Source organism: Nonomuraea montanisoli (assembly GCF_013363975.1).
Lineage (GTDB): Bacteria > Actinomycetota > Actinomycetes > Streptosporangiales > Streptosporangiaceae > Nonomuraea > Nonomuraea montanisoli.
On the sequence record NZ_JABWGN010000003.1, the window covers coordinates 506,314 to 526,851 of the forward strand.

19 protein-coding genes are annotated in these 20,538 nt (G+C 72.9%); 7 read left to right on the forward strand and 12 right to left on the reverse strand.

The genetic code is table 11. The annotated features are described in order from the left end of the window. Nucleotides 1-13: 13 nt before the first annotated feature. Nucleotides 14-1,729 (reverse strand): ABC transporter ATP-binding protein, encoded by a 1,716-nt coding sequence (locus HTZ77_RS09210; protein ID WP_175589043.1) that lies wholly within the window; start codon nt 1,727-1,729, stop codon nt 14-16. Next, a complete protein-coding gene (locus tag HTZ77_RS09215; RefSeq protein WP_328808499.1) occupies nt 1,726-3,480 on the reverse strand; it encodes an ABC transporter ATP-binding protein in 1,755 nt (584 codons plus the stop codon). The genes HTZ77_RS09210 and HTZ77_RS09215 overlap by 4 nt, the downstream gene beginning before the upstream one ends. 194 nt (nt 3,481-3,674) lie before the next feature. Between HTZ77_RS09215 and HTZ77_RS09220 the strand changes: the two genes are divergently transcribed. Continuing rightward, nucleotides 3,675-4,427, forward strand: a complete 753-nt coding sequence (locus HTZ77_RS09220; RefSeq protein WP_175589044.1) for a glycosyltransferase — start codon at nt 3,675-3,677, stop codon at nt 4,425-4,427. A gap of 3 nt (nt 4,428-4,430) precedes the next feature. Here the strand turns inward: HTZ77_RS09220 and HTZ77_RS09225 are convergent, their stop codons facing one another. After that, the gene (locus HTZ77_RS09225; RefSeq protein WP_175589045.1) at nt 4,431-5,279 is read right to left on the reverse strand and encodes an AraC family transcriptional regulator; all 849 of its coding nucleotides are present in this window, start codon (nt 5,277-5,279) and stop codon (nt 4,431-4,433) included. A 154-nt stretch (nt 5,280-5,433) separates the two neighbouring features. Between HTZ77_RS09225 and HTZ77_RS09230 the strand changes: the two genes are divergently transcribed. Continuing rightward, nucleotides 5,434-6,417 carry a DMT family transporter gene (locus HTZ77_RS09230; RefSeq protein WP_205302325.1) on the forward strand — a complete coding sequence of 328 codons (984 nt, stop codon included), beginning with the start codon at nt 5,434-5,436 and terminating at the stop codon, nt 6,415-6,417. A 22-nt stretch (nt 6,418-6,439) separates the two neighbouring features. Here the strand turns inward: HTZ77_RS09230 and HTZ77_RS09235 are convergent, their stop codons facing one another. The 4 genes from HTZ77_RS09235 to HTZ77_RS09250 form a co-directional block, all read right to left on the reverse strand. Beyond that, on the reverse strand, nt 6,440-8,392 hold the full coding sequence (locus HTZ77_RS09235; protein ID WP_175589046.1) for an ABC transporter ATP-binding protein: 1,953 nt from the start codon (nt 8,390-8,392) through the stop codon (nt 6,440-6,442). Further along, complete coding sequence (locus tag HTZ77_RS09240; protein WP_175589047.1) at nt 8,389-10,125, reverse strand: ABC transporter ATP-binding protein; 1,737 nt, start codon at nt 10,123-10,125, stop codon at nt 8,389-8,391. Before HTZ77_RS09240 ends, HTZ77_RS09235 begins: the two co-directional genes overlap by 4 nt. Then, nucleotides 10,125-10,748: a TetR/AcrR family transcriptional regulator gene (locus HTZ77_RS09245; RefSeq protein ID WP_175589048.1), complete on the reverse strand. Its 624-nt coding sequence runs from the start codon at nt 10,746-10,748 to the stop codon at nt 10,125-10,127. Before HTZ77_RS09245 ends, HTZ77_RS09240 begins: the two co-directional genes overlap by 1 nt. A gap of 103 nt (nt 10,749-10,851) precedes the next feature. Next, nucleotides 10,852-11,220 carry a nuclear transport factor 2 family protein gene (locus HTZ77_RS09250; RefSeq protein ID WP_175589049.1) on the reverse strand — a complete coding sequence of 123 codons (369 nt, stop codon included), beginning with the start codon at nt 11,218-11,220 and terminating at the stop codon, nt 10,852-10,854. A 214-nt stretch (nt 11,221-11,434) separates the two neighbouring features. On the opposite strand from HTZ77_RS09250, the gene HTZ77_RS09255 reads away from it, so the two are divergent. Next, complete coding sequence (locus tag HTZ77_RS09255) at nt 11,435-12,880, forward strand: cytochrome P450 (protein ID WP_175589050.1); 1,446 nt, start codon at nt 11,435-11,437, stop codon at nt 12,878-12,880. A gap of 245 nt (nt 12,881-13,125) precedes the next feature. On the opposite strand, the gene HTZ77_RS09260 is transcribed toward HTZ77_RS09255, so the two are convergent. Then, a complete protein-coding gene (locus tag HTZ77_RS09260; protein WP_175589051.1) occupies nt 13,126-13,566 on the reverse strand; it encodes a MarR family winged helix-turn-helix transcriptional regulator in 441 nt (146 codons plus the stop codon). Nucleotides 13,567-13,624: 58 nt separating this feature from the next. Between HTZ77_RS09260 and HTZ77_RS09265 the strand changes: the two genes are divergently transcribed. After that, complete coding sequence (locus tag HTZ77_RS09265; protein ID WP_175589052.1) at nt 13,625-14,167, forward strand: isochorismatase family protein; 543 nt, start codon at nt 13,625-13,627, stop codon at nt 14,165-14,167. Between the two features lie 12 nt (nt 14,168-14,179). On the opposite strand, the gene HTZ77_RS09270 is transcribed toward HTZ77_RS09265, so the two are convergent. Further along, entirely contained in the window at nt 14,180-14,932 is a 753-nt protein-coding gene (locus tag HTZ77_RS09270) for an SDR family oxidoreductase (protein ID WP_175589053.1), read from the reverse strand. A gap of 78 nt (nt 14,933-15,010) precedes the next feature. On the opposite strand from HTZ77_RS09270, the gene HTZ77_RS09275 reads away from it, so the two are divergent. Beyond that, nucleotides 15,011-15,481 carry an RrF2 family transcriptional regulator gene (locus HTZ77_RS09275; protein WP_175589054.1) on the forward strand — a complete coding sequence of 157 codons (471 nt, stop codon included), beginning with the start codon at nt 15,011-15,013 and terminating at the stop codon, nt 15,479-15,481. A 15-nt stretch (nt 15,482-15,496) separates the two neighbouring features. Here the strand turns inward: HTZ77_RS09275 and HTZ77_RS09280 are convergent, their stop codons facing one another. Beyond that, nucleotides 15,497-15,841, reverse strand: coding sequence for a DUF4180 domain-containing protein (locus HTZ77_RS09280; protein WP_175589055.1), 345 nt, complete (start codon nt 15,839-15,841; stop codon nt 15,497-15,499). Between the two features lie 169 nt (nt 15,842-16,010). Between HTZ77_RS09280 and HTZ77_RS09285 the strand changes: the two genes are divergently transcribed. Then, nucleotides 16,011-16,784: a hypothetical protein gene (locus HTZ77_RS09285; protein ID WP_175589056.1), complete on the forward strand. Its 774-nt coding sequence runs from the start codon at nt 16,011-16,013 to the stop codon at nt 16,782-16,784. Between the two features lie 407 nt (nt 16,785-17,191). Further along, nucleotides 17,192-18,184, forward strand: coding sequence for an endo alpha-1,4 polygalactosaminidase (locus tag HTZ77_RS09290; protein WP_175589057.1), 993 nt, complete (start codon nt 17,192-17,194; stop codon nt 18,182-18,184). A gap of 10 nt (nt 18,185-18,194) precedes the next feature. Here HTZ77_RS09290 and HTZ77_RS09295 read toward each other — a convergent pair whose 3' ends face one another. Together HTZ77_RS09295 and melA are read right to left on the reverse strand one after the other, a co-directional pair. Then, nucleotides 18,195-19,247, reverse strand: a complete 1,053-nt coding sequence (locus HTZ77_RS09295) for an amidohydrolase family protein (protein ID WP_175589058.1) — start codon at nt 19,245-19,247, stop codon at nt 18,195-18,197. Then, nucleotides 19,240-20,535 carry an alpha-galactosidase gene (gene melA, locus HTZ77_RS09300; protein WP_175589059.1) on the reverse strand — a complete coding sequence of 432 codons (1,296 nt, stop codon included), beginning with the start codon at nt 20,533-20,535 and terminating at the stop codon, nt 19,240-19,242. Before melA ends, HTZ77_RS09295 begins: the two co-directional genes overlap by 8 nt. Nucleotides 20,536-20,538: the final 3 nt, after the last annotated feature.

The window sequence follows — 20,538 nt, forward strand, 5'->3', positions numbered from 1 at the left end:
CCGAACGACCGGCTCATGGGCGCGCCGCGGGCGTGAGGGAGAGGTTCCAGAACTCGGCGTAGCGGCCGCCGCGGCGCAGCAGCTCGTCGTGGCCGCCCTCCTCCACGATCCGGCCGCCGTCCAGGAAGACGATGCGGTCGGCGCGGCGGACGGTCCGCAGCCGGTGCGCCACCATGACCACCGTCCGCCCCGCCATCAGCCGCTCGATGCCCTGGTGGACGGCCGCCTCGTTCACCGGGTCCAGCGCGGAGGTCACCTCGTCCAGCAGGACGACGGGCGCGTCCTTCAGCAGCGCCCGCGCGATGGAGACGCGCTGGCGCTCGCCGCCCGACAGCAGCGCGCCGCCCTCGCCGACGTTCGCCGCCCATCCGCCGGGCAGCCGCTCGATCACCTCGTCCAGGCGTGCCGCGGCCGCCGCCGCCCGCACCTCGGCGTCGGTGGCGCCGGGACGGCCGAGCCGCACGTTCTCCTCGATCGTCCCGTCGAACAGGTAGACGTCCTGGAACACCATCGCGATGCGCGCCATCAGCGTCTCCGTGCCGATCTCCCGCACGTCCACGCCGCCCAGCCGCACCGCTCCCCCGTCCACGTCGTGGAAGCGCGCGAGCAACTGCAGCAGCGTGCTCTTGCCGGCGCCTGACGGCCCGACGACGGCCAGCCGCTGCCCCTCGGGCACCGACAAGGACACGCCGTCGATCACCGCGCGGTCGCCGTGCCGGAAGACGGCGGAGGCGAACTCCAGGTCGTGGCGTACCGGCTGGACCGGTTCGGGCGCCTCGGGCAGCGGCTCGGTGCGCAGCACCGCGTCGAGCCTGGCCAGCACGGAGCGCGCGCCGCGGAGCTTGCCGCCGATGCTCGACAGCGACAGCAGCGGGTCCGCGCAGCGGGCGGCCAGCACCAGGATCGTCAGCACCTCCGCCACGCCGACGGTCCCGCCGAGCGCGAGGTACGACCCCAGGACCAGCAGCGCGGTGAACACCGCCTGCACCGCGAGCGTCAGGCCCAGGGTGCCGGGCAGCGCCGACAGCACGGTACGGCGGGAGGCGCGCTGGACCTCCCGCAGCGCGTCGTCGAGCAGCCGGAAGCGTTCGTCGGTCCGGCCGCCGGCTCGCAGCACCGGCTGGGCCTGGAGGTATTCGATGACCCGTCCGGCGGCCTCGTGGTCGCGTTCGTGGCGTTCCTCGTCGTCGGCGGCCATCGAGCGTCCCGTCCAGACCTGGACGGCCGCCACGACCGGTGCGGCGACCAGCGCTGCCAGCCCCAGTGGCCCGTTGTAGGCGAGCATCACGGCCACGATCGTCAGCGGAGTCACGCAGGCGGACAGGAACGGCGCCAGCAGGTGCACGATCACGCTCATGGACTCCAGGACGCCGCGGCCGGCCAGGACGGACACCTCCCCGACGCGGGCCGCGCCGTACCAGCCGAGGGGCAGCCGGGCCAGGTGGTCGCCGAGCCGGTGGTACATGCCGCGCAGCAGCGCGGTCGCGACGCGGAAACCGGACAGGTCGCTGCGGTAGCGCAGCGCCGCGTAGACGGCGACCGCGGTCCCGAACGCGACCAGCCAGGGGCGGGCGCCGGCGGGCGTGCTCCCGAACAGCGCCCGCAGCACCGGCACCAGCAGCGCGTACGACAGCCCCTCGGCCACCGCGGTCGTCGTCATCAGGGCCACGGTGCGGCGCACCGGCCGGGCGTACTCGTGTCCCAGCACGCGCAGCAACATACGGATCATCGGGGCTCGTCTCCTCGGGGCGCGTCGCTCTCGCCGGCGACGGCCGATCGGTGGGCCTGCCAGAACGCGGCGAACCTGCCGTCGCGCGCCAGCAGCTCGGCGGGCGCGCCGCGCTCGACGACCGCCCCGTTCTCCAGCATCACGACGGTGTCGGCGTCGGCGATCGTCTCCAGGCGGTGGGCGATGACCAGGACGGTCCGGTCGCCCGCCAGGGCCGCCAGGGCGCGGCGCACCGCCTGTTCGGTCTGCGGGTCGGCGAAGGCGGTCGCCTCGTCGAGCACCAGGACGGGCGCGTCGGCGAGCAGGGCCCGCGCGATCGCGATGCGCTGCGCCTCGCCGCCCGACAGCCCGGCGTCCTCGCCGATCACCGACGCGTAGCCGCGGGGCAGTTCGAGGATCCGGTCGTGGATGTCGGCCAGGCGGGCGGCGCGGACCACGTCGTCGTGGCCGGCGTGCGGCACCGCCAGCGCGATGTTGTCCGCGACCGACGCGCGCAGCAGGCGGACGTCCTGGAAGACGAAGGAGACCGTCCGGTACAGCTCGCGGCCGCCGATCTCGCGCAGGTCGGCGCCGCCCAGGACGACCGAGCCGTGCGTCGGGTCGAAGAACCGCGGCAGGAGCTGGACCAGCGTGGACTTCCCGCTTCCCGACGGCCCGACGACCGCGGTGACCGTCCCCGGCTCCAGCACCAGATCGATCCCGCGCAGCACCTCGTGCCCACCCTCATAGCCGAAGCGCACGCCCCGCAGTTCCACCCGGTGTCCCTGGGGCGCGACCGGGTGCGCGGGTTCCGGCAGCGGCTGCACCGCGAGCACGTCGCCGATCCGGCCGACGGCGCGCCGGGCGGCCTGCAGGTCGTCGAAGCCGTGGCCGAGGGCCGCCACCGGAGCGGTCAGGCCGAGTCCCAGCAGCAGGAAGGGCAGCAGGCCGGCCGGCTCCATGGCGCCGTTCGTGATCAGCGCCGCGCCGCCGACGAGCACGACGAGCAGCACGAACGGCGGCGACAGCGCGAGCTGCATCCCCGCGGCGATCGGCGCCATGCCGCGCACCCAGCGCAGAAAGGTGTCGGTGAACTCGTCGGCGGCCGTGCGGAACCTGCGATGGGCGCGACCGGCTCCGCCGAACGCCTTGACCACCGCGATGCCCTGCGCGAACTCGACGGCGGCGTTCGAGATCCGGCCCATGCCCGCGTCGAACTCCTTCTGCTCGCGCAGCCGGGCCGGGGTCATCATGAGGGGCACCAGCGCCACCGCCAGCACCACGGGCGCCAGCGTGATCAGCGTCAGCCGCCAGTCGACGGTGAACAGGTAGACCAGCGACACCAGCGGCACCACGAAGGCGGCGACGAGTTCGCCGGGGGCGTGGGCGATGAACGGGTGCACGGCGCTCACGTCGTCGCCCACCACCTTGGCCAGCTCGCCGGTCCGGCGCCGGGAGAGCCAGCCGATCGGCACGCGTCCGAGCCGCGCGGCGAGCCGCCGGCGCAACGCGAGCTGCACCTGGCCGTCGACGAGGTGCCCGATCCCGGACGACGCGGCCGTGAACAGCAGCCGGACCAGCAGGCCGGCCGCGCCGGCGACGACGACGGTCCAGACGCGACCGTGGTCGACCGGGCCGGGCGACAGCAGGACACGGCCGAGCTCGACGACCGCCAGCAGCGGGGCCAGACCGGCGAGGGCGCCGATGACCTGCAGGAGGACGACGGCGGCGAAACTCCACACGTAGGGGCGCAGCAGCCCTGGACTTCTCACGGCCGCAATCGTCGTGCAGCCGCCCTTCCGGGGGCGTCCTGCGAGCGGAGTCACCTGCCGCTACCCCACCGGGATCAACGACCGGCCGGACTACTCCGCCGGGAGTAGTGCCGTCACGAGGCCGCGCACGAATGGTGTCTCATGTTCCTTGTGCCCCATCTACACCATGAAGCGGGAAAGGCCGGTCCTGTCACGTGCCCCTGATCTCCGTCATCACGCCCAGCCACCGGCCGGTGCGCGAGCAGCTCCTGGAAGCCTACGAGTCCGTGCGTTCGCAGCGGTTACCCCGGGGCTGGGAGGTCGAGTGGGTCATCCAGGAGGACGGCGACACCGGCGCGGCCCTCGACATCCTGCCGGAGGATCCCGTCGTGAGGTTCGCCACGGGCCGCCGGGGCGGCGTCGCCCTGACGCGGAACATGGCGCTCGCGCGGTCCCGGGGTGACCTGGTGAAGAACCTGGACCACGACGACGTCCTCACCCCCGGCGTGCTCGCCCGCGACATCGAGGTCCTGGTGTCGGACCCGCTGGTGCAGTGGACGACCTCCCCGGTCCTGGACCTGCTGCCCGACGGCTCGACGGTCGCCTTCGACAGCGACCCGGCGCCGGGCCGGCTGGAGCCGGGGTACGTGTTCGAGCACTGGCGCACCCACGGCTACCGGCTCCCGGTGCACCCCACGAGCATCTGCATCCGCCGGCCGCTGGCCGTCGCGCTGGGCGGCTGGATGGGCGTCCCGGGCTCGGACGACACGGGCCTGCTGGTGCCGGCCAGCGTCGTCAGCCACGGCTACTTCCACGGCGAGGCGGGCCTGCTCTACCGCAAGTGGCCGGGGCAGGAGACGGCGGCCGCCGGCCACTACGCGCCCATGGAGTGGAGCCTGCGCATGCGGCTGATCGAGGAGCGCGCCGAGACGGTCCGCAAGCTCTGGCCGGACGTCGTCGGCGTCTGACCGTCAGCCCGCTCGCGCCAGCCGGTACTGGGTGGGGGTGACGCCGTACGAGCGGCCGAACCAGCGGGTGAGGTGGGCCTGGTCGGTGAAGCCGACCTCGCCGGCGACCCGGGCCGCGGGGTGCCCCAGGGCGAGCAGGCGGCGGGCGGCGCGCAGGCGCACCTGGCGCTGGTACTCGCTCGGCGCCAGCCCGTAGGCCGTGCGGAAGGCCCGGTAGACGGCGTACCGGCTGCCGCCGGTCCAGGTGGCGAGGTCGTCGGCGCTGATCGGGTCGGCGTAGCGGTCGTGGATGAGCTCGCGCGCCCTGGCGGCGAGCCGCGTGAGGGCCGGCGTGCGGACGGCGGCCGGCGGCGCCGCCGGCGTACGCGCGGCCAGACCGGCGAGCGCGGCGACGGCGGAGGAGAGCGCCTCGTCGCGCTCGAGCGGCGCGGCGCCGCGCGACAGCGCGGTGTGCAGCCGGCGCAGCCGCGTCGCCAGGACGGGCGAGTCGAGGACCGGGGCGGCGAACAGGGGCAGCCCGACGGCGTGCCCGGCCCTGTCGGCGAGCACGTCGGCGAGCAGTTCCCGGCCGATGTGGACGATGCGGTACGTGAAGCCCAGTTCGTGGGCCGCGTGCCCGTCGTGCACCTCGTCGGGGTTGAACGCCATCACCATCCCGGCGGCGCTCGTGTGCCCGGCGCCGCGGCAGGTGAAGGTCTGCGCGCCGTGCTCGGTCACGCCGAAGGAGTACGTCTCGTGGCTGTGCCGGTGGTAGCGATGGCGCAGGAAACTCGCGTACATGGCCTCCAGCGGCAGCTCGGCCGAGCGCCAGTAGCTGGTCCACTCCCGGGCCGGGCGGCCCTCGCCGGTCATCTCCTCGTCACCTCGTTCCTCACGTGGACGTGCGTACGGGATCAGGCGCACGAGCGTACAAGACCGGGCGGTCACCCCCGGACCAGGATGATTCCGCCGGAGCGCCCGGCTCCTCGGGCTCGGGCGCGCAAGACGCGATGGAGAGGTGACCCCCGTGCCGAGTGACGCCGTCAGGACCCAGCCCTACCTCCTCCTGGCCACGACGATGGTGCTGTGGGGAGTCGGCTTCAGCAGTTCGAAGGTGATCGTCGACCACCTGCCCCACTCCGTGGTGGCGACGTTGCGGTTCGGCGGCGGCGCGCTGGCCCTCCTGGTCGCCCTGCGGTCGTCCCGGCCGGACGGTGGCCGGCGCGCGTCGCTCCGGGACTGGGCGCGGGCGGCCGGGGCGGGCGTGCTCGGCGTCTTCGTCTACAACCTGCTGTTCTTCTGGGGGCTGTCGCTCGCCCCGGCGATCGACGGGAGCACCATCGTCCCCGTCATGAGTCCCGTGCTGACGACCGCGTTCCTCCTGGTGACGCGCCGGAAGAAGGCGTCGGCGGCGCGGGTCGCGGGGCTGGCGACCGGGGCGGCCGGCGCCGTGGTGTTCTTCGTGGGTTCGGGCGGGGCGTCGGACGCGGGCCAGGCGCGGCTCGCCGGCGATCTGCTGTTCCTGCTCAGCGCCTGCTGCTGGGCGGCGTTCACGCTGTCCGGTCGCCGCGTCCTCGCCGGCATCGACCCGCTCAGGGCCACGACGTACGCGACCCTGAGCGGGTCGGTGCTGCTGGCCCTCTCCAGCGCGCCGGCCGCCGCCGAGGTCGACTGGGGCAGCGTGCCCGCCCACGTCTGGGTGAACGTGGTCTTCGTGGCGCTCGGCCCCACCGCGGTGGCGAACGTGCTCTACTACCGGGGCGTCCACGCCGTGGGGCCCGCGTCGGCGTCCATCATGATGTTCCTGGTTCCCGTCATCGGGACCACGTGCTCCGCCGTGTTCCTCGGCGAGTCCTTCGGCACGGTCCAGGCGGCCGGAGCGGGCGTGCTGCTCGCCGGAGCCGTCCTCGCCGTCACCCAGGGCAGGCTGCCGGCGAGGCGGAGGCGGCCGGGGGCGCCGCGGGACGGGATCCCGCGGACGGAGGCCGCCTCCGCCGAGCCGGACCTCTAGTCCGTCCCGGCGACCGCCTGGGCTAGTCCACCTCGGCGACCGCCTGGGCGAACTGGGCCGAGTACAGCCGGGCGTAGGCGCCGTCGGCCGCCAGCAGCGACTCGTGCGTGCCCTGCTCGACGATCCGCCCGTTCTCCATGACCAGGATCAGGCTGGCGTCGCGGATCGTGGAGAGCCGGTGGGCGATCACGAAGCTGGTGCGGCCCTCGCGCAGCGAGCTCATCGCCCGCTGGATGAGCACCTCGGTACGGGTGTCGACCGAGCTGGTGGCCTCGTCCAGGATGAGGATCGCCGGCTCGGACAGGAACGCCCGGGCGATCGTGATGAGCTGCTTCTCGCCCGCGCTGACCGTCGCGCCCTCCTCGTCGATCACCGTGTCGTAGCCGTCGGGCAGCGTGTGCGCGACGCGGTCCACGTGGGCGGCCCGCGCGGCGGCCTCGATCCGCTCGCGGGTGGCGCCCTGCGCCCCGTAGCCGATGTTCTCCGCGATCGTGCCGCCGAACAGCCACGTGTCCTGCAGCACCATGCCGATCTGGTCGCGCAGCTCCTCCCGGGACATCTCGGCGATGTCGACGCCGTCGAGCGTGATCCGGCCGCCGGTCACCTCGTAGAAGCGCATGATGAGGTTGACCAGCGTCGTCTTGCCCGCCCCGGTGGGGCCGACGATGGCCACGGTCTGGCCCGGCTCCACGGTCAGCGACAGGTTCTCGATCAGCGGCCGGTCGGGCGCGTAGCGGAAGGACACCTCCTCGAACGCCACCCGTCCCCTGACCCGCTCGGGCCGCGCGGGCTCGGCCGGCTCCGGCGACTGCTCCGGCGCCTCCAGCAGCTCGAAGACCCGCTCGGCCGAGGCGACGCCCGACTGCACCAGGTTGGCCATGCCGGCCACCTGGGTCAGCGGCTGGCTGAACTGCCGCGAGTACTGGATGAACGCCTGCACGTCGCCCAGCGAGATCGAGCCCGACGCCACCTTGAACCCGCCGACCACGGCCACCAGCACATAGTTGACGTTGCCGATGAACATCATCGCCGGCTGGATGATCCCGGAGATGAACTGGGCGCGGAAGCTGGAGGCGAACAGGGCCTCGTTGTGCCGCTCGAAGGTCTCGGCGGCCTCCTGCTGCCGGCCGAACACCTTGACCAGCGTGTGCCCGCCGTACATCTCCTCGATGTGGCCGTTGAGCCTGCCCGTCGACGACCACTGCTTGACGAACTGCGGCTGCGAGCGCTTGCCGACGGCCGCGGTCACGTACACCGAGACCGGCACCGTGACCAGCGCGATGAGCGCCAGCACCGGCGAGATCCAGAACATCATCACCAGCACCGCCACGACCGTCAGCACCGACGAGATGAGCTGGCTCATCGTCTGCTGCAGCGTCTGCGCGATGTTGTCGGTGTCGTTGGTGGCGCGGCTGAGGATCTCGCCGCGCGGCTGGCCGTCGAAGTAGCTCAGCGGCAGCCGCGCCAGCTTGGCCTCGATCTGCTCGCGCAGCCGGGACGCCGCCCGCTGCACGACGGTCGTGGTCAGCCGGAACTGGACGATCCCGAGCAGCGCCGCCAGCAGGTAGATCGCCAGCACCCAGCCCAGCACCTGGGCGAGCGCGGTGAAGTCGATGCCGTGGCCGGGCACCACGTTCATCGACGAGACCATGTCGGCGAACGTGCCCTGGCCCCGGGCGCGCAGCCCGGCCACGGCCTGCTCCTTGGTGATCCCCGCGGGCAGGCGGGCCCCGATGATGCCGGAGAAGATCAGGTCCGTGGCGTGACCGAGGATCTTGGGGCCGGTCACGGTCAGGGCGACGCTGGCCGTCCCGAGAGCCAGGACGACGGTCAGCAGCGCGCGTTCGGGGTGCAGCAGCCGCAGCAGGCGGCGCAGGGAGCCGCCGAAGTCGAGGGCCTTCTCTGCGGGTCCGGACATCATCCGGCCCGGCCCGAAGGCGGGCTGGGGCCGGCGCGCGGGCGCCTGGTTCGTCATGCCGCGGCCTCCTGTTCGGTGAGCTGGGACAGCACGATCTCGCGGTACGTCGGGCAGGTGGCCATGAGCTCGGCGTGGTCGCCGCTGCCCACCACCCGGCCGTCGTCGAGCACGAGGATGCGGTCGGCGTCGCGGATCGTGTTCACCCGCTGGGCCACGATGACGATCGTGGCGTCGGTGATCTCCTCGGCCAGCGCGGCGCGCAGCCGGGCGTCGGTCGCGTAGTCGAGGGCGGAGAAGGAGTCGTCGAACAGGTAGATCTCGGGCCGGTGCACCAGGGCCCTGGCGATGGCCAGGCGCTGGCGCTGGCCGCCGGAGACGTTCGTGCCGCCCTGGGCGATCGGCTCCTCCAGGCCGCCGGGCATCGCCTCGACGAACTCCCGGGCCTGGGCCACCTCCAGGGCCCGCCACAGCTCCTCGTCGGTCGCGTCCGGCCGGCCGTACCGGAGGTTGGAGGCGACCGTGCCGGAGAAGAGGTAGGGCGCCTGCGGGACCAGGCCGACCGCGCGGGAGAGGGCGGCCGGGTCGAGGTCGCGCACGTCGACCCCGTCGACGCGCACCTCGCCCGCGGTCGCGTCGAACAGGCGCGGGATGAGGTTGAGCAGCGTCGTCTTGCCGCTGCCCGTGCTGCCGATGATCGCGGTGGTACGGCCCGGCCGCGCCTCGAAGCTCACGCCGCACAGCACCGGCTCCTCGGCGCCCGGGTAGCGGAAGTCGACGGAGCGCAGCTCCAGCTCGCCGATCCGGCTGCGCGGGGTGACGGGGGCGGCCGGCGGGGCGACGGTCGGCTCGGCGCCGAACACCTCCTCGATGCGCTCGGCGCACACCTCGGCCCGGGGGATCATCATGAACATGAAGGTCGCCATCATCACCGACATGAGGATCTGCATGAGATAGGAGATCACCGCCGTCAGCGCGCCCACCTCCATGCTCCCGTCGGCGATGCGGTGACCGCCGAACCACACCACCGCGACGCTGGAGACGTTCACCACCAGCATCACCGAGGGGAACATCAGCGCCATCAGCCGGCCGACCCGCAGCGACACGTCGGTCAGCCGCTCGTTGGCCACGCCGAAGCGCTCGCGCTCGTGCTGGTCGCGGACGAAGGCCCGGATGACCCGGATGCCGGTGATCTGCTCGCGCAGCACCTGGTTGATCCGGTCGATGCGCTCCTGCATCGTGCGGAAGAGCGGGCGCATCCGCATCACGATCACGCCCACCATGACGATCATCACGGGCAGCAGGACGAGCAGCAGCGACGACAGCGCCGTGTCCTGGCGCAGCGCCAGCACGATGCCGCCGACGCACATGATCGGCGCGGCCACCATCATCGTGAGCGTCATCAGCACGAGCAACTGGACCTGCTGCACGTCGTTGGTGGTGCGGGTGATCAGGGACGGCGCGCCGAACCGGTTGACCTCCTGGGCGGAGAATTCCTGCACCCGGTGGAAGATCGCGGCCCGCAGGTCCCTGCCCAGGGCCATCGAGGTCCGCGCGCCGTAGTACACGGCCACGATCGAGCAGACGATCTGGACGAGCGTCACCCCGAGCATCACGAGCCCGACGCGGGCGATGTAACCGGTGTCGCCCTTGACGACGCCGTCGTCGATGATGTCGGCGTTCAGGGTGGGGAGATAGAGCGTGGCCAGCGTCTGCACGAACTGGAAGAGGACCACGAGCGTGATCTCCTTCCCGTACGGCCTGAGCCGGGCCCGCAGGAGCCGGAGCAGCATCACGAGGCGCTTTCTGTGGGAGGAGTGGAGGAGGGGCGCACGAGCAGCCCGTCGAGCAGCACGGAGACGATCTCCTCGTCGTCCATGTCGCCGAAGTCGCCGCCCAGGCCGAAGCCGCGGTGCACGCTCACCGCGATCAGCATGAGGAGGAGGTGCGCCGCGCCCTCGGGAGAGCGGCGCAGCAGGTCGCGGTCGGGTTCGACCAGGGCGGCGATCGCCGTCCCGATCCGGCGCCGGTTGTCCAGCATCCGCTCGTGCAGCCCGGGGTCGTGAGCCGACAGGTCCCCGGACACGACCAGAAGCTTGGCGTTGGCGCTCATCCCCGCCCGCAGCAGCGTGACCGCCTCACGCAGCCGGACGCGCAGCTCCAGCCGGGTGCTGATGGCCGCGAGCGCGTCCAGCGCGGGCTGCGCGTCGAACGCGCTCGCCAGCGCCGCGCGCAGCAGCGAGGCCTTGTCGGGGAAGACGCCGAAGATCGTGCCCTCGGCCACGCCCGCGGCCTCGGCGATCTGGCGGGTGGAGACCGCAGCTCCGTGCTCGCGCAACAGGGGGATCGTTGCGGCGATCAGCGCGGCGCGGCGGTCCTCGGGCGCCATGGCGGGCACCCTTCGCCTCTTGGTCATGCGAGGGAGCTTAATGAGCGAGTACTCACTCGCTCAACCGATTTAACCCGCTCGTCCGGCTATGGCGTCGATTGCCGCGTCCATGCGGGCCGGCGAGGGCCGCTCAGAGCGAGCTCAGCGTTCCCTGGTGGAAGTACACCCGCCAGGCGTCCCCGGACCGGCGCCACACGGAGCTGCGGCGGGCGCGGCGCCCGCCGTTGTCGCTGACGTAGGTCAGATGGACGAGGTCGGGGGCGAGCAGGACACCGGTCATCTCGCTCACCGTGATCGGCGGATCCGACGGCCGCGTGGTCTCCACGACACTGGCGATGATCTCCGACCGGCTCCAGAACCGGCCGGACGCGCCGATCTCCGTGAACTCGGGATCCAGGAGTTCGGCCATGAGCCGCGCCGACGACCTCACCTCCCGGTCGAGAAGCCGGAGCTCTCCGGCCATGGCGGCCCGCACCGGGTCCGTCCGCTGATCTGTCATGCCACGAACCCTAACGGCCGCTTGACCGGGAGAAGAACGTGATGGATAGTCACGTTGTCCTTTCGACCAGCAAGACCAGCAAGACCAGCGAGGATGGTGAGGGAGTCGTGCGATTGTTGCGTCACGTTGCCGCCCGTCTTGTCGGCAAGGTCCGGGTCAGCGGTAAGTACCCGTACTGGCCGTACCACGGCGGCGAGTAGCCGGCACTCGCCGGTTGGACACGGCACGCCCGCCGGGGCCCCGAGGTCACTGGCTGCTGGGCAACGTCGCCGCGTACGAGAAGGACCGCGTCGGGTTCCTGCGCCGTCATCACCGTGACTACGGCGACGTGTTCTCCTTCGACGAGCGGATCGTCTTCACCGTCGATCCGCGGCTGGCCCACCAGGTCCTGACCGCCACCAACCGGGACTACGTCACGGAGCCGGCGCCGTTCGCCGGGACGTCGGCTCCGGACGACGCGGGCGAGGCGGCCCGTCCGTGGATGGGGGCGCGCCGTGCGCTGCGTCCCGCCCTCGCCGACGCCGCGCCCATGGTCGTGGGCATGGACGGGCGGTTCGTCGCGCTCCTGGACGACGCGCTGGACCGGACGGCGGGCCGCGAGGTCGAGGTGCTGCCGCTGATGCTCGACGTCGCCGGGCGGGCCGTGGCCGAGCTGTGCCTCGGCGAGGACGCGGCGGGCGTTCCCGGCCTGCTGGCGGCCGTCCACGCGGCGTTGCTGCCGTTCGAGGACGCGGGCTACCAGCTTCCCGGGTGGATCCCGCTGCCGCGCAACCGGCGGTTCTTCCGCGTCCATCGCCGTACGTCCGAGACGCTGACGGGGCTGGTGCGCGCGCGACGCGCCGGAGCCGCCGGGACGCCGCCCCGGGATCTGCTCGACGTCCTGCTCGCGGCGCGTCCGGCGATGAGCGACGCGTCGGTGACGTCCGCACTGTGGACCGTGCTGATCGGCGGGCACGGGGTGCCCGCGGCGGCGCTGACCTCCGTCGTCCGGGAGCTCGCGATCCGACCCGACCTGGCCGCCGCCCTCGCCGCCGAAGCCGGCCCCTGGGACGGAGACGGGCGGCCAGGCGACGCCGCCCCCTGGGGCGGAGACGAGCGGCCACACGAAGGCGGCCTGCCGGGGGTGGGCGGGGCTCACGGTCGGAACGGGCCACGGGGGGTGGGCGGGGCTCACGGTCAGGACGGGCCGCCGGGGCCGGAGGGAATACCGGCCGGGGGTGGGTGTCCGCGGGCGCGGCTGCCGCTGGCCGAGGCGGTGGTCCGGGAGGTCCTGCGGCTGTGTCCGCCCGCGTGGACGATGACGCGGGTCGCGTGCGCCGCCGTCGACTTCGGCGGGTGGCGGTTGCGCCCGGGCGAGGAGGTGCTGTCCATCCCGTACCTGATCCACCGCGACCCGCGCTGGTGGCCCGACCCGGACGTCTTCGACCCGTCCCGGTGGCCGGCCGCGCGTCCGTCGCCCGGCACGTATCTGCCGTTCGGGTCCGGCCCCCGCCGCTGCCTGGGCGCGGCGGCGGCGATGCGCCAGCTCACCCTCGCGACGTCCCGCATCGCCCAGCGCTTCCACGTACGCGCGCCGGACGCGGCCGCCGCGGTGCCCGCGTTCTGCGGACGCCTCGCACCGGCGGGCCTGCGTGCCGCGTTCCACCCCGTCGAGCCCTGACTCCAGGCGGCCACCGTCCGGATGACGCGGGCCTGCCGGATGACGCGGGCCTGGGCGGCGGGCCATGGGCTTGGGGCGGCGGGCAGCGGGGACGCACGGCCTGGGCGAGAGACCTGGACGAGCGGCGGCGTAGGCGCGCGCGCCTACGCCGAGCGGCGCGGGCGGGCGGGTGCATGGGCGCGCGTACTGGACGAGCGGCGTGGGCGGGTGAGCGCGCGGACTGGGCGCGTGGCGTGGGTGGGAGGTCAGTCGGCGGGGAGGCCGGTGTGGCGGGCGAGCGCGCCCAGGGCGGCGCGCAGCGTCTCCGCCCCGTCCTGATCGAGCCCCTCCAGGAGCTCCGCGTCGAGTTCGGCCGCCGCCCGCGCGCACGCGGCCAGCAGGTCGCGCCCCTCGGCCGTCAGCGTGAGGATCTGCCTGCGCCGGTCGGACGGGTCGCGCTCGCGCCGCACCGCCCCCAGTTCCTCCAGCCGGTCGGCGAGCGAGACCACCAGGCTGGGCGCCACGTTCATGATCTTGGCGACGTCGAGCTGCGAGGCCGCCGCCCCGGAATCCAGCACCGCCAGCAGTCCCACGTGCTTGGGTTTGAGGTCGTGGGCCGCCAGGCGCGCCGAGAACCGGTCGGTCACCACGGCCCCGAGGGTGCCGAGCCGGAAGGTGAGCGTCGAAGTGAGCTTGACGGCGTTCATGGTGGCAATGCTACCGTCTCTTCATCATTCAGATTGTGAACGATTTGGAGCGTGAATCATGCGCGACCCCGCCACCGTGCAGTTCGTCTTCGCCGACCTCCAGGACTCGATCGTCCCCGCCGGCGCCACCAACCCGGCCTCCTCCCTGCGCCGCGCGGCCGGAGTGCTGGGGGCGCTCGCCCCGGTGCTCGGCATCCCGTTCACCGTCTCGGCCGCGCCCCGGCCGGGCGGTCCGGAGGTGATCGAGGAACTGCCCGAGGCCGAGCCGTACGTACGCACCGGCCCGTCCTGCTGGGACGACACCGCGTGGCGCGAGGCGGTCCTGGCCACCGGCCGCCGCAACCTGGTGATCTGCGGCGTGACCACGGAGATCGTGGTGCTGCGCACCGCCCTCGACGCGCTCGCGCACGGCCTGTCCGTGCAGGTGCCGGTGGACGCGTGCGGCGGCATGACGGCCCGCACCGAGCAGGCCGCCCTGCGGCAGATCGAGGCCGCGGGCGGCGTGGTGACCTCGGTGGCCGGCGTCGTCTCGGACATGGTCCGCGACTTCACCACGCCCGTCGGCCGGCAGGTCATCGCCGCGCTGCACCAGTTGGTGTGAAGCGCCGGCGGGTCAGGCGTCCCGGCGCTGGTCCGCGAGCCACTCGTCGAACGTGGTGGGCGCGATGTGGGCGCCCTCGCCGGGCAGCAGCACGTTGCCCGCCATCGCCTCGCCGAACAGCCCCGACCACGTCGGCACCAGCTTCACCGCGCGCCCGAGCGCCTGGTGGGTGCGCCGGGCCATGTCCACGAGGTCCTGCGGCTCGGGCCCGGCCACGTCGGCGTACCGGCCCCGGGGCTCGCCCGTCGCGATCCCGGCGAGGACGCCGGCCACGTCGGCGGGCGCGATCGGCTGCACGAGCAGCGGCGCGACGGTGGCGACGCCGTCCCGCTCGGTCCAGCTCGCCACCATCGCGGCGAAGTCGTGGAACTGCGTGGCCGGGACGATCGTCCACGGCACCGGCCCCTCGGCCACCAGGCGCTCCTGCTCGCGCTTGCCGGCGTAGTGGGCGTTGCCCTCGACCTTGTGGATGCCGACGATCGAGAGCAGCACGTGGTGGCGGACGCCGGCCCGCTCCTCGGCGGCGAGCAGGTTGCGCGTGGCGGCGCCGAAGTACGCCACGGTCTCGGCCACGTCGGACGCCGGTCCGTTGGTGACGTCGATCACCGCCTCGACGCCGGTGAGGGCGTCGTCGAGGCCCTCGCCGGTCAGCAGGTCCACGCCGAGGGAGCGGCTGACGCGCACGACCTCGTGGCCCTCCGCTTCGAGGGCGGCGACGGTCAGGCCCCCGATGTTGCCGGTCGCGCCGGCGACTGCGATCCGCATAATGATCTCTCCTCTGTCTCGGCATGGACGCTATCACGGACTATATAGGTCCACAATGTCTCCGATATGCTGGGGAGCGTGAAACTGCCTGTGAGCACGGAGTGGGTGCTGCACTGCGCCACGACCCTGGCGCAGCTCGAACCGGGAGCCACCGCGTCGACGGCGCAGCTCGCGCTGTACTACGACCTCCCGGCGCCCTATCTCGCCAAGCAGTTGCAGGCCCTCGTCAAGGCCGGAGTGCTGGCCGCGACGACGGGCCCGCGGGGCGGGTTCAGGCTCGCGCGGGCGGTTTCCGAGGTCACGCTCCTGGACATCGTCGAGGCCGTGGACGGCACGTCGCCGCCGTACGAGTGCCGGGAGATCCGCCAGCGCGGCCGGGGGGCGCTGCCGCCCGAGGACTGCCGGCGCACCTGCGTCCTCGCCGAGAAGATGGCCGACGCGCACGCCGCGTGGCGGGCCAGCCTGGCCGGGGTGTCGCTGGCGGACGTGCTCGCCGCGATCCCCCCGTCGGCGCCGGCCCGCACCCGCGCGCGCCTCGCCGGCGCGTAGCGGCGAGGAGAGACCTCACCCGTCGGCCAGGCGCGCCTCCAGTTCCTCCAGGTCGCGGACGAACCAGATGTGCCGCCCCCGGTCGGACTCGCGTACCCAGTCGCGGAACGCGGTGCTCGCGACGACGTGCCGGGAGACGTCGCCCACGATCGCGAGGCCGACCCGGTAGTTGGCGAACTTCTGCGCGATCTCGCCGGCCACGCCGGTACGCAGGCTGAAGAAGTCGTCGTGCAGGCGGGCGACGGGGAGCGCGACCCAGCGGGCGCCGCCCCAGGCGGCCTCGCCGAGGATGTCCATCAGGTCGGAGGTGTCGCGCAGGGGCGTCCCGCCGGAGTCGCAGAGGAAGACGTCGTCACGCATCGCGGACCTCCAAGATGTCATTGCTCATGGTTCAACCTTCTCTTTTCTTCCCCATCATGCAGGAAAAGAGGGAGGTTTAAGGTATCTGAGGGTGTAGGTGGCGGCGTTTACGGCGGTTTTAGCCAGTTCCATGGAGTGTGGTCGTCTGTACACCTATCGGGAGGAACAGATGAGCCCTGAGCCGGACGGATTCAGCTCCGCGGAGACCCTGGCCGACGAGCCGCCGAGGCGCCGCGTGCCGCGTTCCCTGCTGCTCGCCGCCGCCACCGCGCTCGTCGTGGTGAGCGGCGCCGGCGTGGCGACCGCGGCGGCCCTCTCCCCCGCGCCGTCACCGTCTCCCACAGCCACCGACACCCCGCTCCCGACCGCCAGTCCGTCCGCGCCCCCGACCGACCAGGGGCCGGGACAGGGCCGGCGCTGGGGTCACCGGATGGGCTTCGGCGGCCCCGCGCTGCACGGCGAGTTCGTCGTGCCGGACGGCGAGGGCACGTACACGACCGTCGCCACCCAGTACGGCGACGTCACGGCAGTCGACCAGGACTCGGTCACGGTCAAGAGCGAGGACGGCTACACCAAGGAGTACGCGGTCAACGCCGACACCCGGGTCAACCGCGACGCGGGCATCGCCTCGGTGAAGGCCGGGGCGAAGGTCATGGTCATGGCCAAGGTGGACGGCGAGACGGCCACCGCCGTGGCGGTGCGCGACGTGTCCCTGCGCGGCGGACAGGGATGGCGCGGCCGGCCGTTCCCCGACGGCCGGGGCGGCCGGTGGCGCGACGGCGACCATCACCGGCCCGGCGAGCCGCCGACCTCCTCGCCGACCCCCAGTTCCCCGACGCCGCCCAGTTCCCCGACCTCGCCCAGTTCCCCGACCTCGCCCGGCACGCCGCCGAGCACGTCGCCCGGCGCCGAGCCGAGCGCCTCCCCCACCACCACCTCCTGACGGCCACCGCCGCCGACATCCCCGCCGTCACGTTCCGACCGCCACGTGCCGACTGTCACGTCATGAGCATCACGTCGCGAGCCGTCCCGGCCGTCACGTTGTGGCCACTTCCCGCGGCCGTCTCCCGGCCGCTCCCCACGGCCACTTTCTGACGGCCGGGACGAGCCGCGCGCCCCATGCCGCCCGGCGCGGCATGGGGCGCGGCCTTTCACCAGGTCGGCGCCCCGAAAGGCCCTCCGATCACTCGCCCCGCTGGATCGCTCCAGCCGCCGAACGGCATCGGGACGGCCGGCCTGGACGCGCGGCGGGGTTTCGGCGTTCCGGTTGACAACGCCGCGTGATCCTCGCTTTGCTTATAGGCGGAACCACATTCCGTATTGTGGAATGGAAAGCGACAGAAAGGTAACGTGGTGGTCAGCCTCCGCACGTTCTTGACCCGGTTCACCGCCGTCACGGCCCTCGTGCCGGCCGCCGCGCTCGGCCTCCAGGCCCCGTCCCAGGCCGCGGCGCAGGCGACCGTGACGCTCACGCCCACCTCGACGACGAAGGCGGCGGGGATCTGGCGGCCGCCGGTGGACAGCCGCTGGCAGTACCAGCTCCAGGGCAGCAAGACCTACGCCTCGACCGGCGGCGTCAACGTCGAGATCTGCGGGGTGCCCCAGAGCGGCGGGGCGTGCGTGCGGCCGAGCGTCTTCGACATCGACCTGTACGCAGCCGCGGAGGTCACCGGCAACAACACGACGCTCAACACGGCGGCTGTCAAGGCGATCCACGCCAAGGGCGCCAAGGCGATCTGCTATGTCGACGCCGGCTCGATCGAGGAGTTCCGGCCCGACTACCAGGAGTTCGTCGACTGGCACAACGCGCACGGCAAGTCCCTGCTGGGCAAGCCGTTCAGCGAGGAGTTCCCCAACGAGCGCTGGGCGAACATCAACAACGACAAGGGCCAGCGCGACTTCCTGCTGAAGATGATGGCGGCCCGCGTCGACAAGTGCGCGCAGGCCGGCTTCGACGGCGTCGAGTTCGACGTGGTCAACGCCCACGAGGAGGGCAAGTCCGTCACCGGCTGGACCGTCAGCCCCGCCACCCAGCTCACCTACAACAAGGCGCTGGCCGCCCTCGCCCACGCCAAGGGCCTGTCCGTGGCGCTGAAGAACGACCTCAGCCAGGCCGAGGAGCTCGTGTCCTCCTTCGACTACGCCGTCAACGAGGAGTGCTTCCAGTTCGACGAGTGCTCCGAGCTGAACGTCTTCGTCAAGGCGGGCAAGCCGGTCTTCCACGTCGAGTACGCGACGGCCCCGTCGAGCTTCTGCGCCAAGTCGAAGACGCTGAAGTTCAACTCGCTCAAGAAGCCCGAGGACTACTCCCTGTTCGACAAGCCGTACGCGCCCTGCAGGTGAGCCCCGGCCGTCAGGCCAGCCTGGGCACGAGCGCGAGCGCGTTGGCGGCGTACACGCGTTCCAGGACGTCGTCCGGCAGGTCGAGGCCGGAGATCGTCCAGCGTCCCATCAGCGGCGGGTCGTCCAGGGAGTGCGCGAACGCCTCGTCGTCGCTCTCCATGAACCGGAAGTGGATCCGGTAGACCTCCGGGTGGGGCGGGATCTCGTCGGTGCCGAACAGCACCCGGCCGGGGTGCCGGAGCATGAGGGCGCGCGTGGCGCGGGGCTGGCGTCCCAGCTCGGCGACGCGGGCCGCGATGTCGATGTGGAAGTTCGGGTACGTGTCCAGCATCCGGCTCGCGAAGCCCAGGTTCTCCGGCCAGCAGCCCGCGTGGACGCCGATCACCGTGGTGGCCGGGTGGCGGGCGACCATCGCCTCCATGGCCTCCATCAGCCGCTCGAACGGCGGGAACCCGGGTCCGGAGACGTTCCAGTCGGGCCGGGCGGCGAGGAGTTCGAGGCGTTCGTTGCGCTCGTCGGCCGGCTCGAAGAAGGCGACCGGGTCGGCGGTGTGCAGGGCGATCGGGATGCCGGCCGCGCCGGCCGCCGCCCACAGCGGGTCGAGCCGGGGGTCGTCGAGCATGACCAGCTCGCCGCGGTGGTCGCGGACCCGCAGCCCCACGTCCTTCCACACCTTCAGCCCGGCGGCGCCCTCGGCCACGGACCGGGTGAGCTGGGCGGCCAGGCGCTCGCCGAAGCCGGGCTCGGCCGTCCGCGACCAGTCGACCTGGCAGAAGGTGGCGAAGCGGCCGGGGTACGCGGCGTCGTAACGCTCGATGTTCTCGGCCAGCTCCCCGCCCCAGCGGCCGTCGAGGTTGACCATGCCGCGCAGGTTCAGCTCGTCCATGAGGCCGACGAGGGCCGGGACGTCCTTGACCATCCAGTCGCCGTCCTCGGTCAGCCAGCGGCCGAGGTGGATGTGGGCGTCCACGGCGGGCACGCGGGCGCGCTCGATCCGGTGGGCCGCGACCCGAAGCTGCGGCACCGGCCGGTACCGGGAGAGGGGCACGTCCGCGTCATCCACGCCTGATCCCTTCCGGCAGCAGGTCGCCGTGGGCCGCGATCAGGTCGTCCACCAGCTCGCGGATCCGCCGGACGGGGAGCGTGGCGGCGGTGTTGGGGTCGAGCAGCGCGGCCTGGTGGACGTGGTCGCGCCGGCCCTCGAGCGCGGCCTTCACGGTCAGCTCGCTGACGTTGAGGAACGTCCGGTTGAGCGCGGCGACCTGGGCGGGCAGCTCGCCGACGCGCACCGGCTGCACACCGGCCCGGTCGACGTGGCAGGGCACCTCGACGGTGGCCTCCGGCGGCAGGTTGGAGATGAGGCCGCCGTTGCGGACGTTGCCGTGGATCATCCGGCGGGTGCCGGTCTCCATCGAGTGGATGGCCAGGGACGCCAGCTCCTCGCCGCGCTGGATCGGCACGCCGCGGCCCTCCTCCAGCGAGCGCTTGTACCCCTCGTACTCCTCGAAGCCGTCGGCCAGCCAGTCGAGGTAGACGCCGACCGGGATCCGGTAGCGCTCGACCTCCTCCTCGTGCGGCAGGAACCAGGGCAGGTACTCGCAGCCGTGCTCGCTGGACTCGGTCGGGAAGTAGCCGAAGGCGCGGTAGACCTCGACGCGGACCCGGCGGGCCAGCTCGGGGTCCTTGGCGATCAGCTCGTCCAGGCGGTCGTAGAGGTTCTCGCCGTCGCGCTCGAAGCGCAGCACGAACCCCTGGTGGTTGACGCCCGCGGTGAGGAAGGAGATCTCCTCCTCGGGGACGCCGACCATCCTGGCCAGGGTGCTCTGCGTGTCGCGGGCGGCGTGGCAGACGCCGACGACGTTCTGGAACGGGGTGCCCGCGTACACCGACCACGGGATCATCGACATCGGGTTGGTGTAGGTGAACAGGGTGGAGCGCGGCGCCAGCTCGGCCAGGTCCTCGCCGATGCCGACCATCACGGGGATCGTGCGCAGGGCGCGGAAGATGCCGCCGATGCCGAGGGTGTCGGCGATGGTCTGCCGGATGCCGTACGAGGCGGGGATCGCGAAGTCGCGCTCGACCGCCTCCAGGCCGCCCACGGCGATCTCGTTGATCACGTAGTCGGCGCCGGCGAGCGCGGCCCGGCGTTCGGCGTGGGCCTCGATCCGCGCGCCGATGCCCAGCTCGGCGACCATCCACCGGGCCATGGCCTCGGCGGTGTCGAGCCGGGCCTGGTCGATGTCGTGCAGGACGATCGTCGACTCCGACAGCTCGGGGAAGGTCAGGAGGTCGGACAGCAGGTTCTTGGCGAAGGTGATGCTGCCGGCGCCCACGAGGACGATGCGGGCCATGGT